Origin of the sequence: Autumnicola patrickiae (assembly GCF_031846525.1) — a bacterium.
In the GTDB taxonomy this organism is placed as follows: domain Bacteria; phylum Bacteroidota; class Bacteroidia; order Flavobacteriales; family Flavobacteriaceae; genus Autumnicola; species Autumnicola patrickiae.
Window position 1 is genome coordinate 23,319 of sequence record NZ_JAVRHM010000028.1, and the last position, 16,487, is coordinate 39,805.

Below are 16,487 nucleotides of genomic sequence, written 5' to 3' on the forward strand. Positions count from 1 at the left end.
AACTATCTTAAAAATTTTATATATTGTTCAACGATTAGTGCTGCCCTACCTTCACTTTTTAAATCAATATTAATTTTTCAAATTTTTAAAAGATGAAAAGAATTACGCTTGTATGCCTAATCGTATTATCGATTATTCCAAAAAACATGAACTCCCAGAACGAAGGCGAAGCCATTGCCGCAATTGCAGGAGGTTTAATTGCTATTGGTGCCGGGGTAGCGGCAGTAGAACAAATGAAAGAACAGGCTGAACTTACTGCAACCCAATGGATATTAGAACACCAACCAAACCTTGAAAGTTTTTCTCTAAAAACCCTGGATTTTGATGGTAAAAAATTAAAAGATATATCCGCAGCTACCGTGATGACCTTTAAAATTCAAGAGTTTGAACCTGCTGACAAACCTGCCTTGAATGGGAAAAAACAAATCCTTTTCGGTTTTACCAGCCATGGCTGGATTAGTGAATATGGGATTGACTTCACAAAGGTTAAGTGGCATCTGATTGATGCAGACGAGTGGATGAATATGATGATCGCTTATGCCAAAGTTTCTTCCGATAAGTCTAATGAGAGTCTTATAGAGGAAACTTTGAGAGATGGAAAAATTGTGAATAAAGGGGTGAAAACCAGAAAGGGCGAAGATATCCCATTTTATAAACTGGATGGAGATATGTACTTGGTAACCGATTACTCTCCCGAAATGAAAATAATCTATAATGAAAAATCCCTTGGAATTTTTCTTAAGGAAACCCGGGATCTTGTTCAGATAAGTCGGGGAAGTATCATAGATATTCACGAATTCTTTAATGAAGGGTAAATTATTAACCGGGTGGACTTAATAAGGCTCATCCGGGTTTTACTTTAATTATCTATACACCCCCGGAATTATGAAAAAATCAATACTACTTTTATTATTTGCCCTTTTAAGCTTTAAATCTCAGTCTCAGTCCTGTGAAGAATTAATCGACTTTGTGAAATCTGAAAGTTATGGAACTACCTATTCAAGTCCCTTAAGTGATGCAATTGCTAAAGTCACTTTCTATACTGTAAGGGTAGATTATAATACTCATTATTTTGCTATTGTATGTTTTAAAGAACAATACTCTTATGGATGTTCCGAATACATCTACCAGGTAGGATCCAGGACTAAGTTTAATTATTCTATGGATTATTTAGATAGTGCCGGTAAAGCCTTCTGGAATTACATTCAGCCCTATCATGTAAACCTGGATTGTAGTCCAAGTTTTGAGTAATCAGGGCTTAAACTAACAAGTTCGCATCCCTACTTCCGCAACCTCCATTCGACATTAACCTGTAAATCAATTTTTGACAGCATTAAATCATATATCATGAAGATCAATTGTATTTCCGAATTTGAAAAAATCACTCAGGATCCGGATTCCAGATTCATACTGGAAAGAATGTTTTTGAAAAGTTCCACTGATAAATTCAAAATCACCAAACACCATGAAGGAAAATATCCGGCGGTAATTACAATAAGCGGATTCCTTACCGAAGATGGTGAGAATTTCAAAAAATGGGAATCCAGTATAACAAAGATTTACCCCGATCGGGAATGGTTTCATGTAGAATGGAATTGCGAAAAAGTTCCCGATAAAGCGCAAAAAGTTTTTAATAAAATTCTTGAAATAAAAGCGACCTCATATTTCACAAGAGGAATGACTGCAGGAGTTTTACCTTTAAGTTTTTCTCCCTACTTAAGTATTCCTTTAATACTAATAAATAACTGGTGGCATTCAGCTGTTAGAAATTCAAAACAGGCCGGCAAAAAATTAGCAAACACATTTTTAGCCTGTCCCGACAAGGAATTTATTTTAATTGGCCATTCATTAGGTGCTAGAGTTATATTCAATTGTTTGGAACATATTAAAAGATCAGGGGAAGAAACCTGTATTAAAGAAGTACATCTCTTAGGAGGGGCAGTTAATAGCAGAAAAGCAAAATGGAATAAAACTGAAAGTACTGTAAAGGATAAAGTTTATAATTATTACTCAGGAAATGATTCTATATTAAAAATATGCTATTCGGCAGCAATGATTGATCGTTATCCAATAGGTTTACAAAGTATTGATCTACCTTATTTTGAAAATATTGATTCAACAATGGATGTTTTTGGGCACACTGAATACACTCCAAATTTTCATAAGTTAAAATCGAAGAATCAAAAACAACTTACAGGCGATTTAACTATCGGTGAGAAACTCACAGGAAAGATTATATAATCCCTAACCGGAAAATAAGTTCCTCATTTATTGATTATAGCAGTATGTATGGGCCAATTTTCCATCAAGAAAGTAATAAACAACGGCGAGACGGCTCTCTTGCTTCGCCCCGCCGTTGCCTGAATCCCAATAAAACACCAGAGAGACAATTTTTATATTATACCTGAAATACTTTTATATTTATTGTGAATAACCAAATTTAATTATTGCAGAAAACCGATCATAAATCCAAAATTGAATAATGAGTCAACAATTAAAGAATAAAATTGAAGCTACTGATACAAGTATTAATAAGCTGCTAAAAGACCAGAAATTTTATATTGACTATTTCCAAAGAGAGTATCGATGGGAAGAAAAGCATATTAAAACTTTGATTGAGGATTTGACAAATACCTTTCTTAAGTCTTACAAAGAAGGCGATAAACCTCAGGAAGTAGCTAATTATCAAAACTATTATTTAGGTCCTGTTGTTTTCAGCGTAAACCCTGAAACTGCAAAGAAATCAATTATTGATGGCCAACAGAGAATTACTTCAATAACCTTGCTCCTCATATATTTAAACCACCAACAAAAAAGTTTTGCTGAGGAAGAAAGGGTTGCAATTTCAGAATTAATATTTTCTGTTAAGCATCGGGTTAAGTCTTTCAACATGACTGACGAAAACAGAGAGGAATGTCTTAAAGCACTTTTTGAAGAAGGTAATTATACACCATCAGAAAATGATGATGAAACGGTAATCAATATGGTTGAAAGATATCAGGATATACATGATTCTTTCCCCGAAGAGATAGACGATTTAGCCTTGCCATTTTTTATTGATTGGTTAATTGAAAATGTTGTTATAGTTGAGATCACGGCGTATTCAGACGAAAATGCATATACCATCTTTGAAACTATGAATGACCGTGGGTTAAATCTAACCCCTACAGAAATGCTTAAAGGATACGTTCTTTCAAAAATATCTGACAGAAAGAAACGCAACGAGATAAATGAAATTTGGAAAAACCAAATGATTAAGCTTCATGATTTTTCTAAAAATGCTGACCAAAGCTTCTTCCACGCTTGGTTTAGAGGAAAATATGCTGTTTCAATAAGACCAGGTAAAGCAGGGTCAGAGAATCAAGACTTTGAATTAATTGGTTCAAGGTTTCATAATTGGTTTAAAGACAATCATAATTTACTTTTCAAATTAAATACGCCTGATGACTTCTACGATTTTTTTAAAAATGACTTCCCATTTTTCGTTAAATGGTATCTCAAATCATGGAAAGCAAGGCAAACTTTTGATTCAAACCTGCCACATCTGATTTATATTCAATCATGGGGCTTTGCAGAGTCCTTACAAGAACCAATGTTATTATCTTCAATCAGTACAAAGGATGAAGAAAGTCTAATTCAAAATAAACTTGATGCAGTAGCTAGATTCATTGAAACTTTTACGGTAAGGCGAAGTGTCAACTACAAAAAGTTTGGTCAAACTGCAATTAAATACACCATGTTCAATATTATTAAACTGATTAGGAATAATGGTTTCCCCGAATTGAATTCCAACCTAAAAAAGGAGATTGACCAAATTCCACAGCAATGGGAAGGAGTTCAGCATTTTCGCCTTCATGGTATGAATAGAAAGTTTGTAAAACATTTCCTTTCAAGAATATCAAGCTATGTAGATCAATTAGTAGGAAAAGACACCACCTTTGTAAATTACCACCATCCCAAAGGCAGACAATTTGAAATAGAACATATTTGGGCAGATAAGTTTCAAGAGCACCTCGATGAATTTGATCAAATTAATGACTTTCAGGTTTGGCGCAATTCTATTGGAGCATTAATTCTCCTACCTCATGGCACAAATCAATCCTTTAATAGTGATAAATATTCAGATAAAATTGAGCATTATTTAAAGGAAAACACCTTTGCACAGACTCTTCATCCCAAATATTATCAAAAGAACCCTAATTTTTTAAAATCACCAGTAGCACAACAGTTGGGCTTCCAACCACATGAAGATTTTAAAAAGAAAGATATCGTGGAGAGAAACTCCTTAGTTCAAAGAATATGTGAAAATATTTGGTCAACGGAATATTATAAACAGTAATAAATCTTTGTTTAATCCAGTAGGTGGCTTCGTCAAAATACTGATGAAGCCATACACTTGGAGTATAGAACCATTGGGTTTCAAAACAATTACCTGCTAAACAACAGCAGGTAATTCGGTGCACGGTTGCCAAAGCTTTGCACAAGAACCGTTCTTCTTACTTTGTTTTCGCTTTGCAAAGGTGTCGCTTACCGGGCGCTTCTGCTTTCTAAAACAGCCGTGGCCATTTCATAGATTAAACTCCCTAAGAATTAGAGTAAAAAGGAGCTTCCAGACTAGGGGCGAAAGAACCACGCCCCATTAAATTAGTTCGGCAACAAAAAAACTGCAAAACAGGTAAATAAAATATTCCGCGGGTGCAGGTCAAGCTCTGGTCATTTGGGTCTCAGCTGAAATCTCGATCAGCAAACTTGCGTTTGCCAATCTTCATATCCAAAACAGGAGGATAGTATTTCCGCCAGAAATCTTACAAGCTGGCTATGCAGTTTGGGAGAACAGCTTTCTTTTTTTATTTTTTTTTATTTTGAAAAATATTTCTGACAGGTGGTCTTACACCTTACACAATAGTATTCCCTGAACAAACCTAAACATCAATCATTTATATTCTTCGATCACAATAATGATTCAAAACAAGATTTTCTTTTAACAAATCTTAGCATTGATTCACAAAAGAATATATATTAGAAATCTTTATTTATTTCAAAAAGGCGCCTTCTCCCCCATTCCAATTTCTGTTACCTTCCAGCTTCCATTTTCCTTAATTAATTTAAAGGTTTCAGGATTTTCCTCGTAATTTGTTTTAAACTTTACCCAGGCTATATCTCCGTTTTCGGTTTCCTGAAGTATATTGAAATTAGAATTTTCGTCCTCAGCCGCTTGGAACATATCCTGGATATTCATAAATGCCTGATAGCTTTCTTCTGTGGTATATTCTTTCAAGGTTGGAAGATCCTTTTCATAAAAACTTTCCACCACTATTTTAGCGGTTTCGGTAGGGGATTTCTCCGCTCCGGAACAGGCAATAAAGATGACTAAAACTGCCATTAACAAGATTCTTTTCATAGTTATCTCAATTAGGGTTATTTATAAATCGCTTTTTTATTTTAAGTTTTATATCACGTTCTCCTTGCTGCTCTTTTAGGTCTACTACCACAATCTTATCTTCCGCAATGGAAAATTTAGGTACCACATAAACAAATCGACTGGTCTTTTTCTGAGGAATTATCTCCGGTACCAGATGTTTATATACTGTAGAAACAGGCAATTTCTGGATTGACTTCTTCCTTCCCTGTTTTCTTGTTTCCACAGAAACATTCAAAAAAGCAGGTTCATAATCTATGGAAGAATTATTATTAATTTCCAGTACAAAATACAATTCCGAATTATGGAACACTATATTTTGAACTTTTAACTCCAATCCATCTTTGCGCTTTCTTAGCTTGCCAATTCTTTGTTTACTTCTTAATAAATGTGAACTAAAATTCTGATAATAGGTTTCTTTATCTGCTACTTCTTTTTCAGCTTTAGAGTCTGAAAACAATGCCTGGTCTTCTATGAGTTTTTCAGAAAGCTCTGGAATCTCATTCCCGATTTTACCGGTTTCTGCTATAAAATAATTTAGCGTTTCCAGCTCTTCGGAGTACTTCACAATATACGAAAAAATTGAACCCGTTATACTGATAACCAGCAAATTACTTACCTCTCCAGGAACAGCCTGCAGCAATCCCAGGTGTTGTTCTTTTTCTCTGTTGTAGGTGAATACAAAATCCTTTGAACCTGTTATCCCCTGCCGAATTGGTTCCGGGAAAATCAGGGCTACATTCATTCTATCGTTGGCATAGATGGTATCTAAATCTATGGTGTTTTCCTGGGCCATTCCTTTTACAAAAGCGGCCATTACAAATACGAAAATCCAAATCTGCTTTTTCATAATTTCTTTTGCTTTTAGTTTCTTTTTAAAATGAGTTTATAATTATTGGTGACCTGCACCTTAATATTCTTATTGTTTCGCTGAAATAATTGCTTAAGCCCTCCCACCTGTGGCACTCCTGCAACATTTATATCCTGGATAATATCACCTATCACTTCCTTACTGGCATCGGCACGAATATTATTCTCAACATAGATCCCTTCACTACCATCCTGAAGATCATACGCTTTTAACTTTACGGGATAATGCGCTATGTGTTCAATTTCGATCAAAGCCCTGTTCGGTTGAAAACTGATGAATCCATAAACAGGTGTATTTGGAGGAAACTGGATATTATTGACCATAGCGCTCTCTTTCAATCTCATCTTTAACCGGTAACCGGCCTGAACAACCTGGTCTCCATCTACTTCTACCAAAATATCAGCAGCAGAATTATTAGCAATTGGTTTAATAATTTCAATTTCTGGGGCAGTTGCATAAAATAATTGATGCGCTAACCCCATTTCCTGTGGTTTTGGAGAAGCTTGCGACGCATCTGGTATCGCCTGAGTATGCGCTTCAAATTCTGTTTCCCATTCTTCCTGATTATATTCATTTTCAAAGCCATAATCTTCATAGTTAGTGTTGTATTCATAAATGCTATCTAAGATTCTTCCCTTTTCCCGTTGCGGAAAATCAGTATCATAATACCCCATAGAATCCAGGTATTTTTCGTCATAAATGCTCGGGGTTGTAGTTTCCCTTACTTCCTTTAAAGCATTTACCGCATCAAGCTTAGATTTAAAATCTTCCTGCTCTTGCTGGAGTTCGGGTACCAGTGTGTTTTTTAGCTCAGAGGGTTCTTCACTGTTACCCCCAAAGATCAGCACGCTGTAGGCTACTATAAATAATACAATTGTGGCCAGCACAGCGCCAAAGACAATTTTTTTCTTATCAATTTTCATCGTTCATTTTTTTTAAGGTGTTTTCAAAATAATTGGTAATCAACAAGCCGTGGGTATTGTTTGGAAAGTTTCGGTCTACGTTTATTAAGTTCCCAGATGAAATAAGTTCATACCGGTCTACTATTTTTCCACGGTTAATTTCAAAGACCGTCCTAGTCTTAAAAGTGTATGGTTCCATTTCAATATTTACTTCTGACTTAATACTTATAACTTTCTGCACGAGAGAATACTGTAGCAACCTGTTATAAACTCCATCGGCCTTCTTTTGCCGATAAACATTATCTACAGAACTGTTTCCTAGCCAGAGTGCTTTTTCAAGGTTACGCTCATAATTAGTAGCATCGATATTGTAGAAATAGGTATGAAAGAGATCCAGATGGGAAAGAGCTTCCACCTCCAGGTTTTCTTTTTGAGTAACCCATTTTAGCGGAATTACACTTCCATCTGTATTTATCGCAAAAGCATTATTCAAAGCGGAGCGATGTATATCAAAAACCATCCATCCAAAATATAGGCTGGAAATTACTGCCCCAATTACAGCAGTGAGGACTATAAATCGGTTTATTTTTAAAACCGAGTAAATACTTCTATAAGGTGTTTTCATTTTTTTAATTTTTGGTGTGATACAAATAAAAATTACTCTTGGAGTAACCGATGATTACCTCTTCTCTATCCAGTAAAAAGTCTTATTGTGAAAGAGGTAGCGCGGGTGTAGAGCTTAAACTTTAGAAATACGATAAATGCGATAGATCCTGCCTCGACTATAATTCGAATAATATTATTGTCTGTAGATGAACCCAGCAGATTCGACCAGAAATTGGTATTGATCTCAGCGTATAAATTATTGACGAATACATTCACCAGAAAGAAAGCCGGCACCAACATATAAACTGCAGCATATAACCTAAAAAAGTTATAGGCCATTCCCCTGAACTTTTCAAATACTGCAAGGCTAATTACCAGGGGAAAGAAGGCCTGCATAATACCTAAAAGGAAAAAACGCTCTGCCAGAAATAGTGGGTAGATAAACAAATCTATTACCCACAAGAACAGGCCTACCACAAAGGAAATTACTTTTACCGGGTAAAGCGGTGTTACCAAAGCTTCATAAAGTAAAGCCATTGCTTTTTTAGCAACTTCAAGCGCACCAACTTCCTGTTCAATATCTATATCCTGAAGTTGAAGCGGAATAAGTGCAGGTGCGGTATCAGCATATTCAGTTTCAATACTTACCAGGATTCCATCGAAAACATTTAAAATTTGGGTGGAGAAAATAACGAGAAGTACAATAGCAAAATTCTTTGCCAGTTCTCCGGGGCTCAAGCCCCAGGTATATCCATCATTATCAGCTATCCCTTCATTGTATTTTTTCAGAATATTTACCAGAAAGAACATCACAGCCAGTGACTTCATTCCCGCGATTGTATATTGGGAAAAGTCACTACTTTTAATTGTTTGGAAAACTGCGTCTACATATTCCAAACCAATTCCTAAAAATATGCCCCCTGTCATTTTTAGTAATTTATAGTTCTGTTATTGATCTTATCCTGCATCTCCCTGAAAGAAATGATGTCGTTATAACGTTTCGTTTTTAGCCTGATCTCTGCAACCATTTCTTTAGATTGTAGCTCTCTTTCTCTAAGTACTTGTGCCCTCTCTGCATCACTCATTTTAAAATAGTCACTGGTCAAAATCTTATCGATAAAGTCAAGATCTTCCAGGGAGTTTTCCATTATGGCATTAAAAGAATCAGAGATTCGAGCAATTTCTTCAGGCTTTACATAGGGGGAATTAAGGATATCTCGAAGGTCATCCCGCACCGTTTCAAAAAGGATCTGATTATTCCGAGTCAGTTCCCTTACCGCCTTAAGCTGCCTTACCACATTATTTACCTTTTCGATATTCTCTTTTTGGGTTTTGAGAAATTCTACGGTTTTTAGTAGCTGCGTAGTTTGCTTTGCAGATTCAATTAAGGATTTGGCGAGGCTTATAAAATTAGTGTTGTCATACACCGGCATCCCCTGGCTCATAGCTGGAGTGTGTACTGTTAAAACTAAAAAGCCCATCAGCATTAGTGTTGTAATCTGCTGTTTCATAATTTTATGTTTTAGAGGTGAATTCCTGAATTGCATTTTCCATATTTCCATGCTTTTCATAGAGCTGCATAATAAGATCGTTCTCTGCTCCGTCTGTGAGATATGCCGCGTACACTTCTTTGGGGACTTCCAGCCGAAAAACATTACTCTCTTTCCCGATCTTGATAAAGATCTCGGTGTACTTTCTTTCCCCTATGAAGTTGTTTTTAATTGATTTTAGCTGGTTTAAATCGTGACGGGAGAGGTTTAATCTCTTTTGAAGCTCCTCATAGCCTTTTTCATTTCGCAGGCTGTAGATCACCTGTGTGTTTTCCAGAATGCTTGCAGAAGTTGAGTTATTTGGAAGTTGGTTTATAGACTGAAGAACTATTCCAATAGCACCATTCTGTTTCCGGATGGCCTGGTAATAAAACTCCACACTCTCCAGTACATTTTCAAACTTTAGCTGCTTGGCAAACTCATCAAATAAGATAATTCCCTTCTCTGCCCTGTTTTTCCAGATGGTTCTTTGGATGGCAGATTTGATAAGCTTCAGCATAACCGAAAGAATCTCCTTATTATCCTTTACTTCATCTAATTCAAATACTATTAAGCGCTTATCTTCAATCTTATAAGTCTGGTCTTCTCCAACTTCAAATAGAAAACTGTAGATTCCATCTTCCACATATTCAGACATAATGTGAAGGAAATTATTGATGTTGAAGTAATCAGGGTGGATCTTAAGATCATCCAAGAGATCTACCCTATGCCGCTCGATATATTGATAGAAGCTTTGGAGTGAGTACTTCCCATTAAAATTCTCATAGTAATCAAGAAGAATTTTTTTGATGGAAACAGATTGGGCTTTAGTAACCTTGAAATCCGAAGCAAATAACTCGAACAGAAACTCTGAAAGGTCCTCAAGCCTATCAGCCGTGAGATCATCAGGACTGCTTATATAGAAAGGATTAATTCCGAGGCTCTTCCCGCTCTCATAGCGCAGGATAGTATAATCATTAGGATAAAGCTTTGCAAACTTGGTATAAGATCCCCCAAGATCAATGATTACCAGGCGAACACCACTTTCAAAGTATTGACGTAGGATATTGTTGGCCAGAAAAGATTTACCTTCTCCTGTAGGGGCGAAGATGGCAAAATTCCTGGCCTTTATTCTTTTCTTGCTTTCATCCCAAACATCTTTTAAAACCGGGATGTTATATTCCCTGTCATTAAAAATTATTCCTTTAGTATCCGATTTATAATTGCTGTTATTAATAAACAGGCATAGAGCGTGCTTTAGATCGGTTACATAAAGATCCTCATTAGAGAAATTTGAAGAAAAACAGAAGTAGCTATTCAGAAAATAATTCTTGCGCTCCTCCCCTTTTGGATAATAAGGAACTATGTCCAGGAGTTTAAATTCAGTTTTTATCCTGGCATTAATCGAAGAAAGATTAGTTCGGTCTTTATCCCAATAAATCACATTTAAATGCCCACGGATAATTCTGGAGGTGTCATCGTTATTTATCTGGTCCAGAATATGCTGGATTTTCTTCAATACCACTTTGTTCTGTGAACCAAAATTTGAGCTCTTATTGAGTTCTTCTACTTTTGCATCAAGTAGTTTTCTCCATTTTTGGCGATCATCGAGGTAGATGACCTGGTTTACAATATGGTTTTCCTTTAAATTAAGTCCCAGTCCGTCAATAAAACCCTGATGAAACACAAAATCGTCTGAGGTAAACTTATCGTTGGTTTTGCTACTTTGAACACTTTCTCCAAAGCACAACTCACTGTTTACCGCCAGCACGTCAAAATGATTGTCACCTATACTGATGTTATTTTTATCCAGTAAAATATTGGTATCAAATCCTTCCTGCAAACCATTAAAATATTTAGTGGAGAGACTATTAATTTCGTTCTCAGCAAGAGGAATAAGTTCCAGCTTTCGGCTATTGTTTAAGAAAGAAACCGCATCATTTACTGAATTCTCAAATCTCTTTAAGTTATCATCCAGGTCTACCGGCATATTCCTGCTAACTTTTTTAAAGGGATTTACATATTTGAGATGGTTGAAAGATTTGTTCTTTGTATGAATAAAGAAGAGATAACTACGATGTTCTAAATGTTCCCTGTTTTTGAAATAAGAATGAGTAGCTTTTTCCAAAAATGTATGGTTTGGTAATTTCTCTGCCGAATAGTTCCTTTTTAAATAAACATCCTGTTTATGAACCACTGTTCCCGTGGGTAGCGATTTTAAGGATTGAAACCAGGCACTATGAATTTCTTCATAATCATTTTCTGATAAACTATAGATCTCTGGAAGTACCGTCTCAAACGCCAATACTACATTCCCATTGGCAGCAAAAACCATATTTCTACGTATATCGGCGATGGGTGGTGTAGAAGAAAGATTAATCTTGCTCATAATGAAAGTTGCTTAATCGTTTAGAAGAAATAGTTTCAGGAAAGACTCTTGAAACCTGGAAAACCTGTGGATTACTGGTTAGCCTGGTTAAGCCGATATAGAGTGTACAGTTGAATATAAACACGCAAATTACCGCTCCGAGACTGAAGGAAAATATGATTACCAGCAGTGATCCTACCACGGCTATTATCATAAGGGCAAAGAGCGAGACAGGCAATCCCCAGATCATCGCTCTTTTCCTAATGTTTCTATATACTTCGAAACTTTTCATTACACTACTATTCCAATCAGGTAGGTAAATATTCCTACAACCGCTCCTGCAATAAGCGTAAAGACCAGCACCCGGGTAATTCCTTTTTTGAGATCTGCATTCTCACCAAAGAAGTGACCTGCATTAAAGAGGAATCCCACGAGAAAAATAACCCCGAGAATGATGGGGAAAATAGCCCGAATAGTATCGGCTATGTCTGCAACTGAATTTTCAATGCCGCCAATTTGTGCAAAGAGCGGATAAGAAACCAGTGTCAAAAGGACTGATGAATAAATTGTTTTTTTCATAATGTTCGTTTTTTGATCTGCCAAAGCAGATTTGATTGATGATGACCACTTGATGATTAATTTTTGAGAAATTTATTATGAAAGGGAAAGCCTGAAACAAACCGCTCAAACTTTAACGCGAGTTGATAGAGAACGCGATAAGATTCTTATAAAAGGGCGAGATTTTTTGAATTTAGTTTAAATGGGAACGTTTTAATATGCCGGAAGAAGGAGGCTAGATATTTACAAACTCAAAAAATATATAGATCGGAAATTATATTAGATTTACAGTAAAACTGCGTTTATCCCGAAAATCATAATTATAATAATGTATATTGTACTTGATATAACGAGTTGCCCACAATTATGAAGAAGATTTTTGTTGCAATATTATTTCTAAGTTTTCAGATTATTAATTCTCAGAGTATTTTTAAATATGAAAGAGAGATAGAAAATAAGGCGAATTTCAATTTTCATGAGATAGTTTTTGAGAATGAAAAAGCAGAAATAGAATTATCAGGAACATTAATTACTCCGAAACAAAACTTTAATGAGATTATAATAATTGTTCCAGGAAGCACAAAAGATACTCGACATTCACACTTCATAATAGCTGAAAAATTTCTAGAAAATAATATTGCTGTCTATCGTTTTGATGAACGTGGTATTGGCAAATCAAAAGGAAATTATACAGACTCATCAAATAAACTATCTCAAGATCTAGGCTATTTGATGAAAAAACTCTCCGATAAATTTCCAAATCAAACCATTGGTATTTTCGGTCATAGCCGTGGAGGAATGGCCAGTATTGAGCTTGTAGAAAATGATGTCAAACCAAACTTTCTAATACTTGTTGGCACTCCAGTAATTAAAAATGGAGGTTATGTAATAAAGGGAATAGAGAGAGATATTGATAAAAACCCGGATATTTTAGATAAGGGAAAATCTAAAGAAGAAACTTTGAATTTATTCAAAGAAATATTTGAAGTATTTGCCAATAACCATGACCCAAAAATTATAAAAAAGAAAGCAAAAGAATTAATTAAGAATGAGGGTTTTGATAGCAGATATATTCAATTTGTAAAAGGCTTTTTGAATGATCCAATTTTCATGGAAGTAATAAGAAAAGACTATACAACGACTTTAGAAACTATAGAGGTTCCCGTACTATATTTAGTTGGTGAAAATGACAATATTTTAAATTCAGATTTAGAATCTGATTTTGTGAGCTCTCTTGAAAATAGTCATATTAAAGTTATCCAATATGAAGGCCTGAATCATTATCTAACTGAGAGAAATGCTCCGGTAGGAACATCACTATATAAAATAGACAAAGAACCGTTGGAGGATATCATACAATGGATCAAAAACATAACTGTGGGCAATCGAGTAGACGGCTCCGCCGTTAATTGACGGAGTACGCCTCTCACACCACCGTACGTACGGGTCTCGTATACGGCGGTTCGATAATGAAACTTATCGATTATAGTATTCGATTAAACTAACATAACCTTTCATTTTTAAGCGTTTTATGGTAATGGTGGTACGCAAAATAGGACTCTGGGCTACAGCCCAACCACCCATTCTGGTACGGCTCCAGGCATAGGCGTGGTCGTAGTCAATCCCCAAGCGAATCAGGTTTTTCCGTTTTCTCTCGGGTTTCTTCCAATGATGCCAAATGCAATACCGTAAACGATTCCTTAGCCACTCTTCCAGCTTTTTAAGCTTTCCCTGAATGGAGGCCGGTTTGAAGTAATTTATCCAACCCCTTATCAATAAGTTGACTCTATGGATACGTTCCTCAAAGCTTGCAGGAATTGTCTTTTTGGTAATATATTTAAGTTTTGACTTAAATGTATCCCATTTTGAGGCTTCTGCCACAAGCTGATACTTGGCCTTTTCTCCTTTCTTGTAGGTTGGTACAAAACCAAATCCTAATACCTGAAAGGTTAAAGGCTTACGTATGCCACTTTTATCCCTATTGATTGGAAGCCGGAGTTTGTCCCGGAGAAATTTATAAATACTATTGCCTACGCGTTTCGCAGCGGGTTTACTTCGAACGTAAATACTAAAATCATCAGCATATCTTACATAGCGGTGTCCTCGTTTTTCCAGTTCTTTATCCAGCTCGTTGAGCAGGATATTGGAAAGTAAAGGGCTTAAGGGAGAACCTTGTGGAACTCCCTTTCTACGTTTATGCAATTTGCCGTTGATTTGAATCGGCGCTCTTAAAAATGATCGCAATAGCTTTAAGGTTGCTCTGCACTTTATCTTTTTGAATATCAATTCTAATAGAACATCGTGGGCCACTTCATCAAAGAAACTCTTTAAATCAATATCCACGATATACCCATAACCCGAATTGATATTTTCCAGGCTTCGTGCAACTGCCTGATGGGCATTGCGGTTTGGTCTGAACCCATAACTGTGCTTTTGAAAGTCTGGCTCAAATACTGGTTGCAAAACCTGATGTAATGCTTGCTGAAATACCCTGTCTACAACTGTAGGAATACCGAGTAATCGTTTCTTCCCATTGCTTTTAGGTATTTCAACTCCCAGTATGGGAGACACCTGATAAGACTCTCTTTCTATATGTTGGATGTATCTTTTCCCTTGAGTTTGCAGTATAGATTGTAGCCTTGTTACCGAGATATTATCCACTCCTGCTGCTCCTTTGTTGCGGTACACCTGACGGTAGGCTTGGTTTAGGTTCTTTTTACTTGTTAATTGTTCAATCATTTACAAAAATAGATTCGCTGTCTCTCTTGATCGAAGGCTATTATTTTACTGGAAAGCTATCCGTAACATAAAATAAACTCCAAAGTTCATTAAAGACCATTATCGTTCAGTCCTTCACCAGTTTATCAGTTGGCTGGCTACTATGACTTCGGCTGACTTCTCTACTATACCAACACGTGGTTATAGAGACCTCCCCAGGTAAGAGCATCTTCTTTCCCCTGATTCCTGCCGGATCTACTACTTCGGTGTTCACTAAAAGTGTTTAGGACATCACAATGATGTGCTTGCTCATCCAACCTTGTAGCCTCATATCCGGTTCCTGTTCGTCAGTACCAGGGTTTGTAGTCCCGCTTCCTTCAATCCCAACTTCACAGTTGGCAACTTTGCGGCTTACTAATGGTTCAAGGCGTCACCCCTGCCCATAAGGGACTTGCACCCTTTAGATTAATCTTTTACCTTTCGATAAAAGAAAAGATGCCCATGCTGGGCACACACAACGGTTAATCGCCAATAAGCGGCAGCGCTAGAAAGAAAATAATTAACTTGACCAACAAACCAATACTAAGCCGACAAATCCGCGTCTCTTACTCCGCCAACTGGCGATAACCGAGACCGTTGGCAGTAATTTATAATACGGAGAACTTACTTAATTTTTCCTGCTTTAATCAATAAGAAAAAAAAATTAAAAGAGAAATAAAAATTTTTTAGAATTTGATAAAAACTTCGGGACTTCTCAATATATTTAGTATAAAATAAATTAGAAATATGAAGACAGGAAAATTGATTTCAGCCATCCTTATTGGACTTTTTCTTTCTATTAGCTGCTCCAAAGAAGAAGATGACTTAGATAGTCAAAATTGTGTAATCGATTGTACAGAAATTGTCGGAAAAATAATGACAGATAACGGGACTACTCCTATTTCTAATCTAAAGTTGACTGTGCAATGGGACAATATTCCTTACTTAGGTTCAGGTACTATTAGAACAAAGGCAACAACAAATACTGACTCTGATGGAAATTTTTATTTAAAGTTCTTTATAAATGATGATGAACTTGAAAAAGGAGTATTTAGATTGTTTTACGAACCACTTGATAATGACAAATACTTGAGAACAGATTTAAATGGGATTTCTTTATTTCAAATTACTCGTGATACAACTTTGACTAAAAATCATAATGTACCTAAAAAGGCCTTTATGAACTTATCCCTTTTAAACCTTAATCAAATCCAGTCAAATGATAGTTTTATGACTGAATTCTCATATCCTGGTCCTTCTGAATTTTCTCAATCAATTGGTGGAGAAGTTATTGGTTGGAATAGTGAATCAGATCAAAATCATTTAATTGAAATTGCTGGTAATCAACCAATAGATTTAAAGATTTATCGAACGATAAATGGTGTATCAACGACTGAAATTGAAACAATATATTTCGATGCGGGAACAACCTCTAACTATACAATAGATTTTAACAATTAAAACTACTGCCAATAAT

Annotated in this window: 16 protein-coding genes; 6 read left to right on the plus strand and 10 right to left on the minus strand. The window is 35.9% G+C overall.

What is annotated here, in order from left to right; all coding sequences use genetic code 11:
• Positions 1 to 92: 92 nt before the first annotated feature.
• The 4 genes from RM549_RS17440 to RM549_RS17455 all read left to right on the plus strand — a co-directional run bounded on the left by RM549_RS17440 (position 93) and on the right by RM549_RS17455 (position 4,339).
• Positions 93 to 815 carry a hypothetical protein gene (locus tag RM549_RS17440; protein WP_311687163.1) on the plus strand — a complete coding sequence of 241 codons (723 nt, stop codon included), beginning with the start codon at positions 93 to 95 and terminating at the stop codon, positions 813 to 815.
• A gap of 70 nt (positions 816 to 885) precedes the next feature.
• A complete protein-coding gene (locus RM549_RS17445; RefSeq protein WP_311687165.1) occupies positions 886 to 1,251 on the plus strand; it encodes a hypothetical protein in 366 nt (121 codons plus the stop codon).
• Positions 1,252 to 1,347: 96 nt separating this feature from the next.
• Positions 1,348 to 2,241: a DUF726 domain-containing protein gene (locus tag RM549_RS17450; protein ID WP_311687167.1), complete on the plus strand. Its 894-nt coding sequence runs from the start codon at positions 1,348 to 1,350 to the stop codon at positions 2,239 to 2,241.
• A 241-nt stretch (positions 2,242 to 2,482) separates the two neighbouring features.
• The gene (locus RM549_RS17455; RefSeq protein WP_311687169.1) at positions 2,483 to 4,339 is read left to right on the plus strand and encodes a DUF262 domain-containing protein; all 1,857 of its coding nucleotides are present in this window, start codon (positions 2,483 to 2,485) and stop codon (positions 4,337 to 4,339) included.
• Positions 4,340 to 5,038: 699 nt separating this feature from the next.
• Here the strand turns inward: RM549_RS17455 and RM549_RS17460 are convergent.
• The 9 genes from RM549_RS17460 to RM549_RS17500 form a co-directional block, all read right to left on the minus strand.
• On the minus strand, positions 5,039 to 5,401 hold the full coding sequence (locus RM549_RS17460; RefSeq protein WP_311687171.1) for a nuclear transport factor 2 family protein: 363 nt from the start codon (positions 5,399 to 5,401) through the stop codon (positions 5,039 to 5,041).
• 7 nt (positions 5,402 to 5,408) lie between these two features.
• Entirely contained in the window at positions 5,409 to 6,269 is an 861-nt protein-coding gene (locus RM549_RS17465; protein WP_311687173.1) for a DUF4138 domain-containing protein, read from the minus strand.
• 14 nt (positions 6,270 to 6,283) lie between these two features.
• Entirely contained in the window at positions 6,284 to 7,213 is a 930-nt protein-coding gene (gene traM, locus RM549_RS17470) for a conjugative transposon protein TraM (protein ID WP_311687175.1), read from the minus strand.
• Positions 7,203 to 7,817, minus strand: a complete 615-nt coding sequence (locus RM549_RS17475; protein WP_311687177.1) for a conjugal transfer protein TraK — start codon at positions 7,815 to 7,817, stop codon at positions 7,203 to 7,205. The genes traM and RM549_RS17475 overlap by 11 nt, the downstream gene beginning before the upstream one ends.
• A gap of 65 nt (positions 7,818 to 7,882) precedes the next feature.
• Entirely contained in the window at positions 7,883 to 8,725 is an 843-nt protein-coding gene (locus RM549_RS17480) for a hypothetical protein (RefSeq protein ID WP_311687179.1), read from the minus strand.
• A gap of 2 nt (positions 8,726 to 8,727) precedes the next feature.
• Positions 8,728 to 9,285 carry a conjugal transfer protein gene (locus tag RM549_RS17485; RefSeq protein ID WP_489752694.1) on the minus strand — a complete coding sequence of 186 codons (558 nt, stop codon included), beginning with the start codon at positions 9,283 to 9,285 and terminating at the stop codon, positions 8,728 to 8,730.
• 28 nt (positions 9,286 to 9,313) lie between these two features.
• Complete coding sequence (locus tag RM549_RS17490) at positions 9,314 to 11,716, minus strand: TraG family conjugative transposon ATPase (RefSeq protein ID WP_311687183.1); 2,403 nt, start codon at positions 11,714 to 11,716, stop codon at positions 9,314 to 9,316.
• Positions 11,703 to 11,987, minus strand: coding sequence for a hypothetical protein (locus RM549_RS17495; RefSeq protein WP_311687185.1), 285 nt, complete (start codon positions 11,985 to 11,987; stop codon positions 11,703 to 11,705). The genes RM549_RS17490 and RM549_RS17495 overlap by 14 nt, the downstream gene beginning before the upstream one ends.
• Entirely contained in the window at positions 11,987 to 12,274 is a 288-nt protein-coding gene (locus tag RM549_RS17500; RefSeq protein ID WP_075327789.1) for a hypothetical protein, read from the minus strand. The genes RM549_RS17495 and RM549_RS17500 overlap by 1 nt, the downstream gene beginning before the upstream one ends.
• Before the next feature lie 345 nt (positions 12,275 to 12,619).
• On the opposite strand from RM549_RS17500, the gene RM549_RS17505 reads away from it, so the two are divergent.
• Positions 12,620 to 13,666: a serine aminopeptidase domain-containing protein gene (locus RM549_RS17505; RefSeq protein WP_311687188.1), complete on the plus strand. Its 1,047-nt coding sequence runs from the start codon at positions 12,620 to 12,622 to the stop codon at positions 13,664 to 13,666.
• A gap of 63 nt (positions 13,667 to 13,729) precedes the next feature.
• Here RM549_RS17505 and ltrA read toward each other — a convergent pair whose 3' ends face one another.
• Positions 13,730 to 14,992: a group II intron reverse transcriptase/maturase gene (gene ltrA / locus RM549_RS17510; RefSeq protein WP_311687190.1), complete on the minus strand. Its 1,263-nt coding sequence runs from the start codon at positions 14,990 to 14,992 to the stop codon at positions 13,730 to 13,732.
• A 765-nt stretch (positions 14,993 to 15,757) separates the two neighbouring features.
• Here ltrA and RM549_RS17515 point away from each other — a divergent pair.
• Entirely contained in the window at positions 15,758 to 16,471 is a 714-nt protein-coding gene (locus RM549_RS17515; protein WP_225572008.1) for a hypothetical protein, read from the plus strand.
• The last annotated feature ends 16 nt before the right edge of the window (positions 16,472 to 16,487 follow it).

Excerpts from the sequence above, each read along its gene's own strand:
- RM549_RS17440 (WP_311687163.1), top strand. The coding sequence starts at position 93 with ATGAAAAGAATTACGCTTGTATGCCTAATCGTATTATCGATTATTCCA.
- RM549_RS17445 (WP_311687165.1), top strand. The coding sequence starts at position 886 with ATGAAAAAATCAATACTACTTTTATTATTTGCCCTTTTAAGCTTTAAA.
- RM549_RS17450 (WP_311687167.1), top strand. The coding sequence starts at position 1,348 with ATGAAGATCAATTGTATTTCCGAATTTGAAAAAATCACTCAGGATCCG.
- RM549_RS17455 (WP_311687169.1), top strand. The coding sequence starts at position 2,483 with ATGAGTCAACAATTAAAGAATAAAATTGAAGCTACTGATACAAGTATT.
- RM549_RS17460 (WP_311687171.1), bottom strand. The coding sequence starts at position 5,401 with ATGAAAAGAATCTTGTTAATGGCAGTTTTAGTCATCTTTATTGCCTGT.
- RM549_RS17465 (WP_311687173.1), bottom strand. The coding sequence starts at position 6,269 with ATGAAAAAGCAGATTTGGATTTTCGTATTTGTAATGGCCGCTTTTGTA.
- traM (WP_311687175.1), bottom strand. The coding sequence starts at position 7,213 with ATGAAAATTGATAAGAAAAAAATTGTCTTTGGCGCTGTGCTGGCCACA.
- RM549_RS17475 (WP_311687177.1), bottom strand. The coding sequence starts at position 7,817 with ATGAAAACACCTTATAGAAGTATTTACTCGGTTTTAAAAATAAACCGA.
- RM549_RS17480 (WP_311687179.1), bottom strand. The coding sequence starts at position 8,725 with ATGACAGGGGGCATATTTTTAGGAATTGGTTTGGAATATGTAGACGCA.
- RM549_RS17485 (WP_489752694.1), bottom strand. The coding sequence starts at position 9,285 with ATGCTGATGGGCTTTTTAGTTTTAACAGTACACACTCCAGCTATGAGC.
- RM549_RS17490 (WP_311687183.1), bottom strand. The coding sequence starts at position 11,716 with ATGAGCAAGATTAATCTTTCTTCTACACCACCCATCGCCGATATACGT.
- RM549_RS17495 (WP_311687185.1), bottom strand. The coding sequence starts at position 11,987 with ATGAAAAGTTTCGAAGTATATAGAAACATTAGGAAAAGAGCGATGATC.
- RM549_RS17500 (WP_075327789.1), bottom strand. The coding sequence starts at position 12,274 with ATGAAAAAAACAATTTATTCATCAGTCCTTTTGACACTGGTTTCTTAT.
- RM549_RS17505 (WP_311687188.1), top strand. The coding sequence starts at position 12,620 with ATGAAGAAGATTTTTGTTGCAATATTATTTCTAAGTTTTCAGATTATT.
- ltrA (WP_311687190.1), bottom strand. The coding sequence starts at position 14,992 with ATGATTGAACAATTAACAAGTAAAAAGAACCTAAACCAAGCCTACCGT.
- RM549_RS17515 (WP_225572008.1), top strand. The coding sequence starts at position 15,758 with ATGAAGACAGGAAAATTGATTTCAGCCATCCTTATTGGACTTTTTCTT.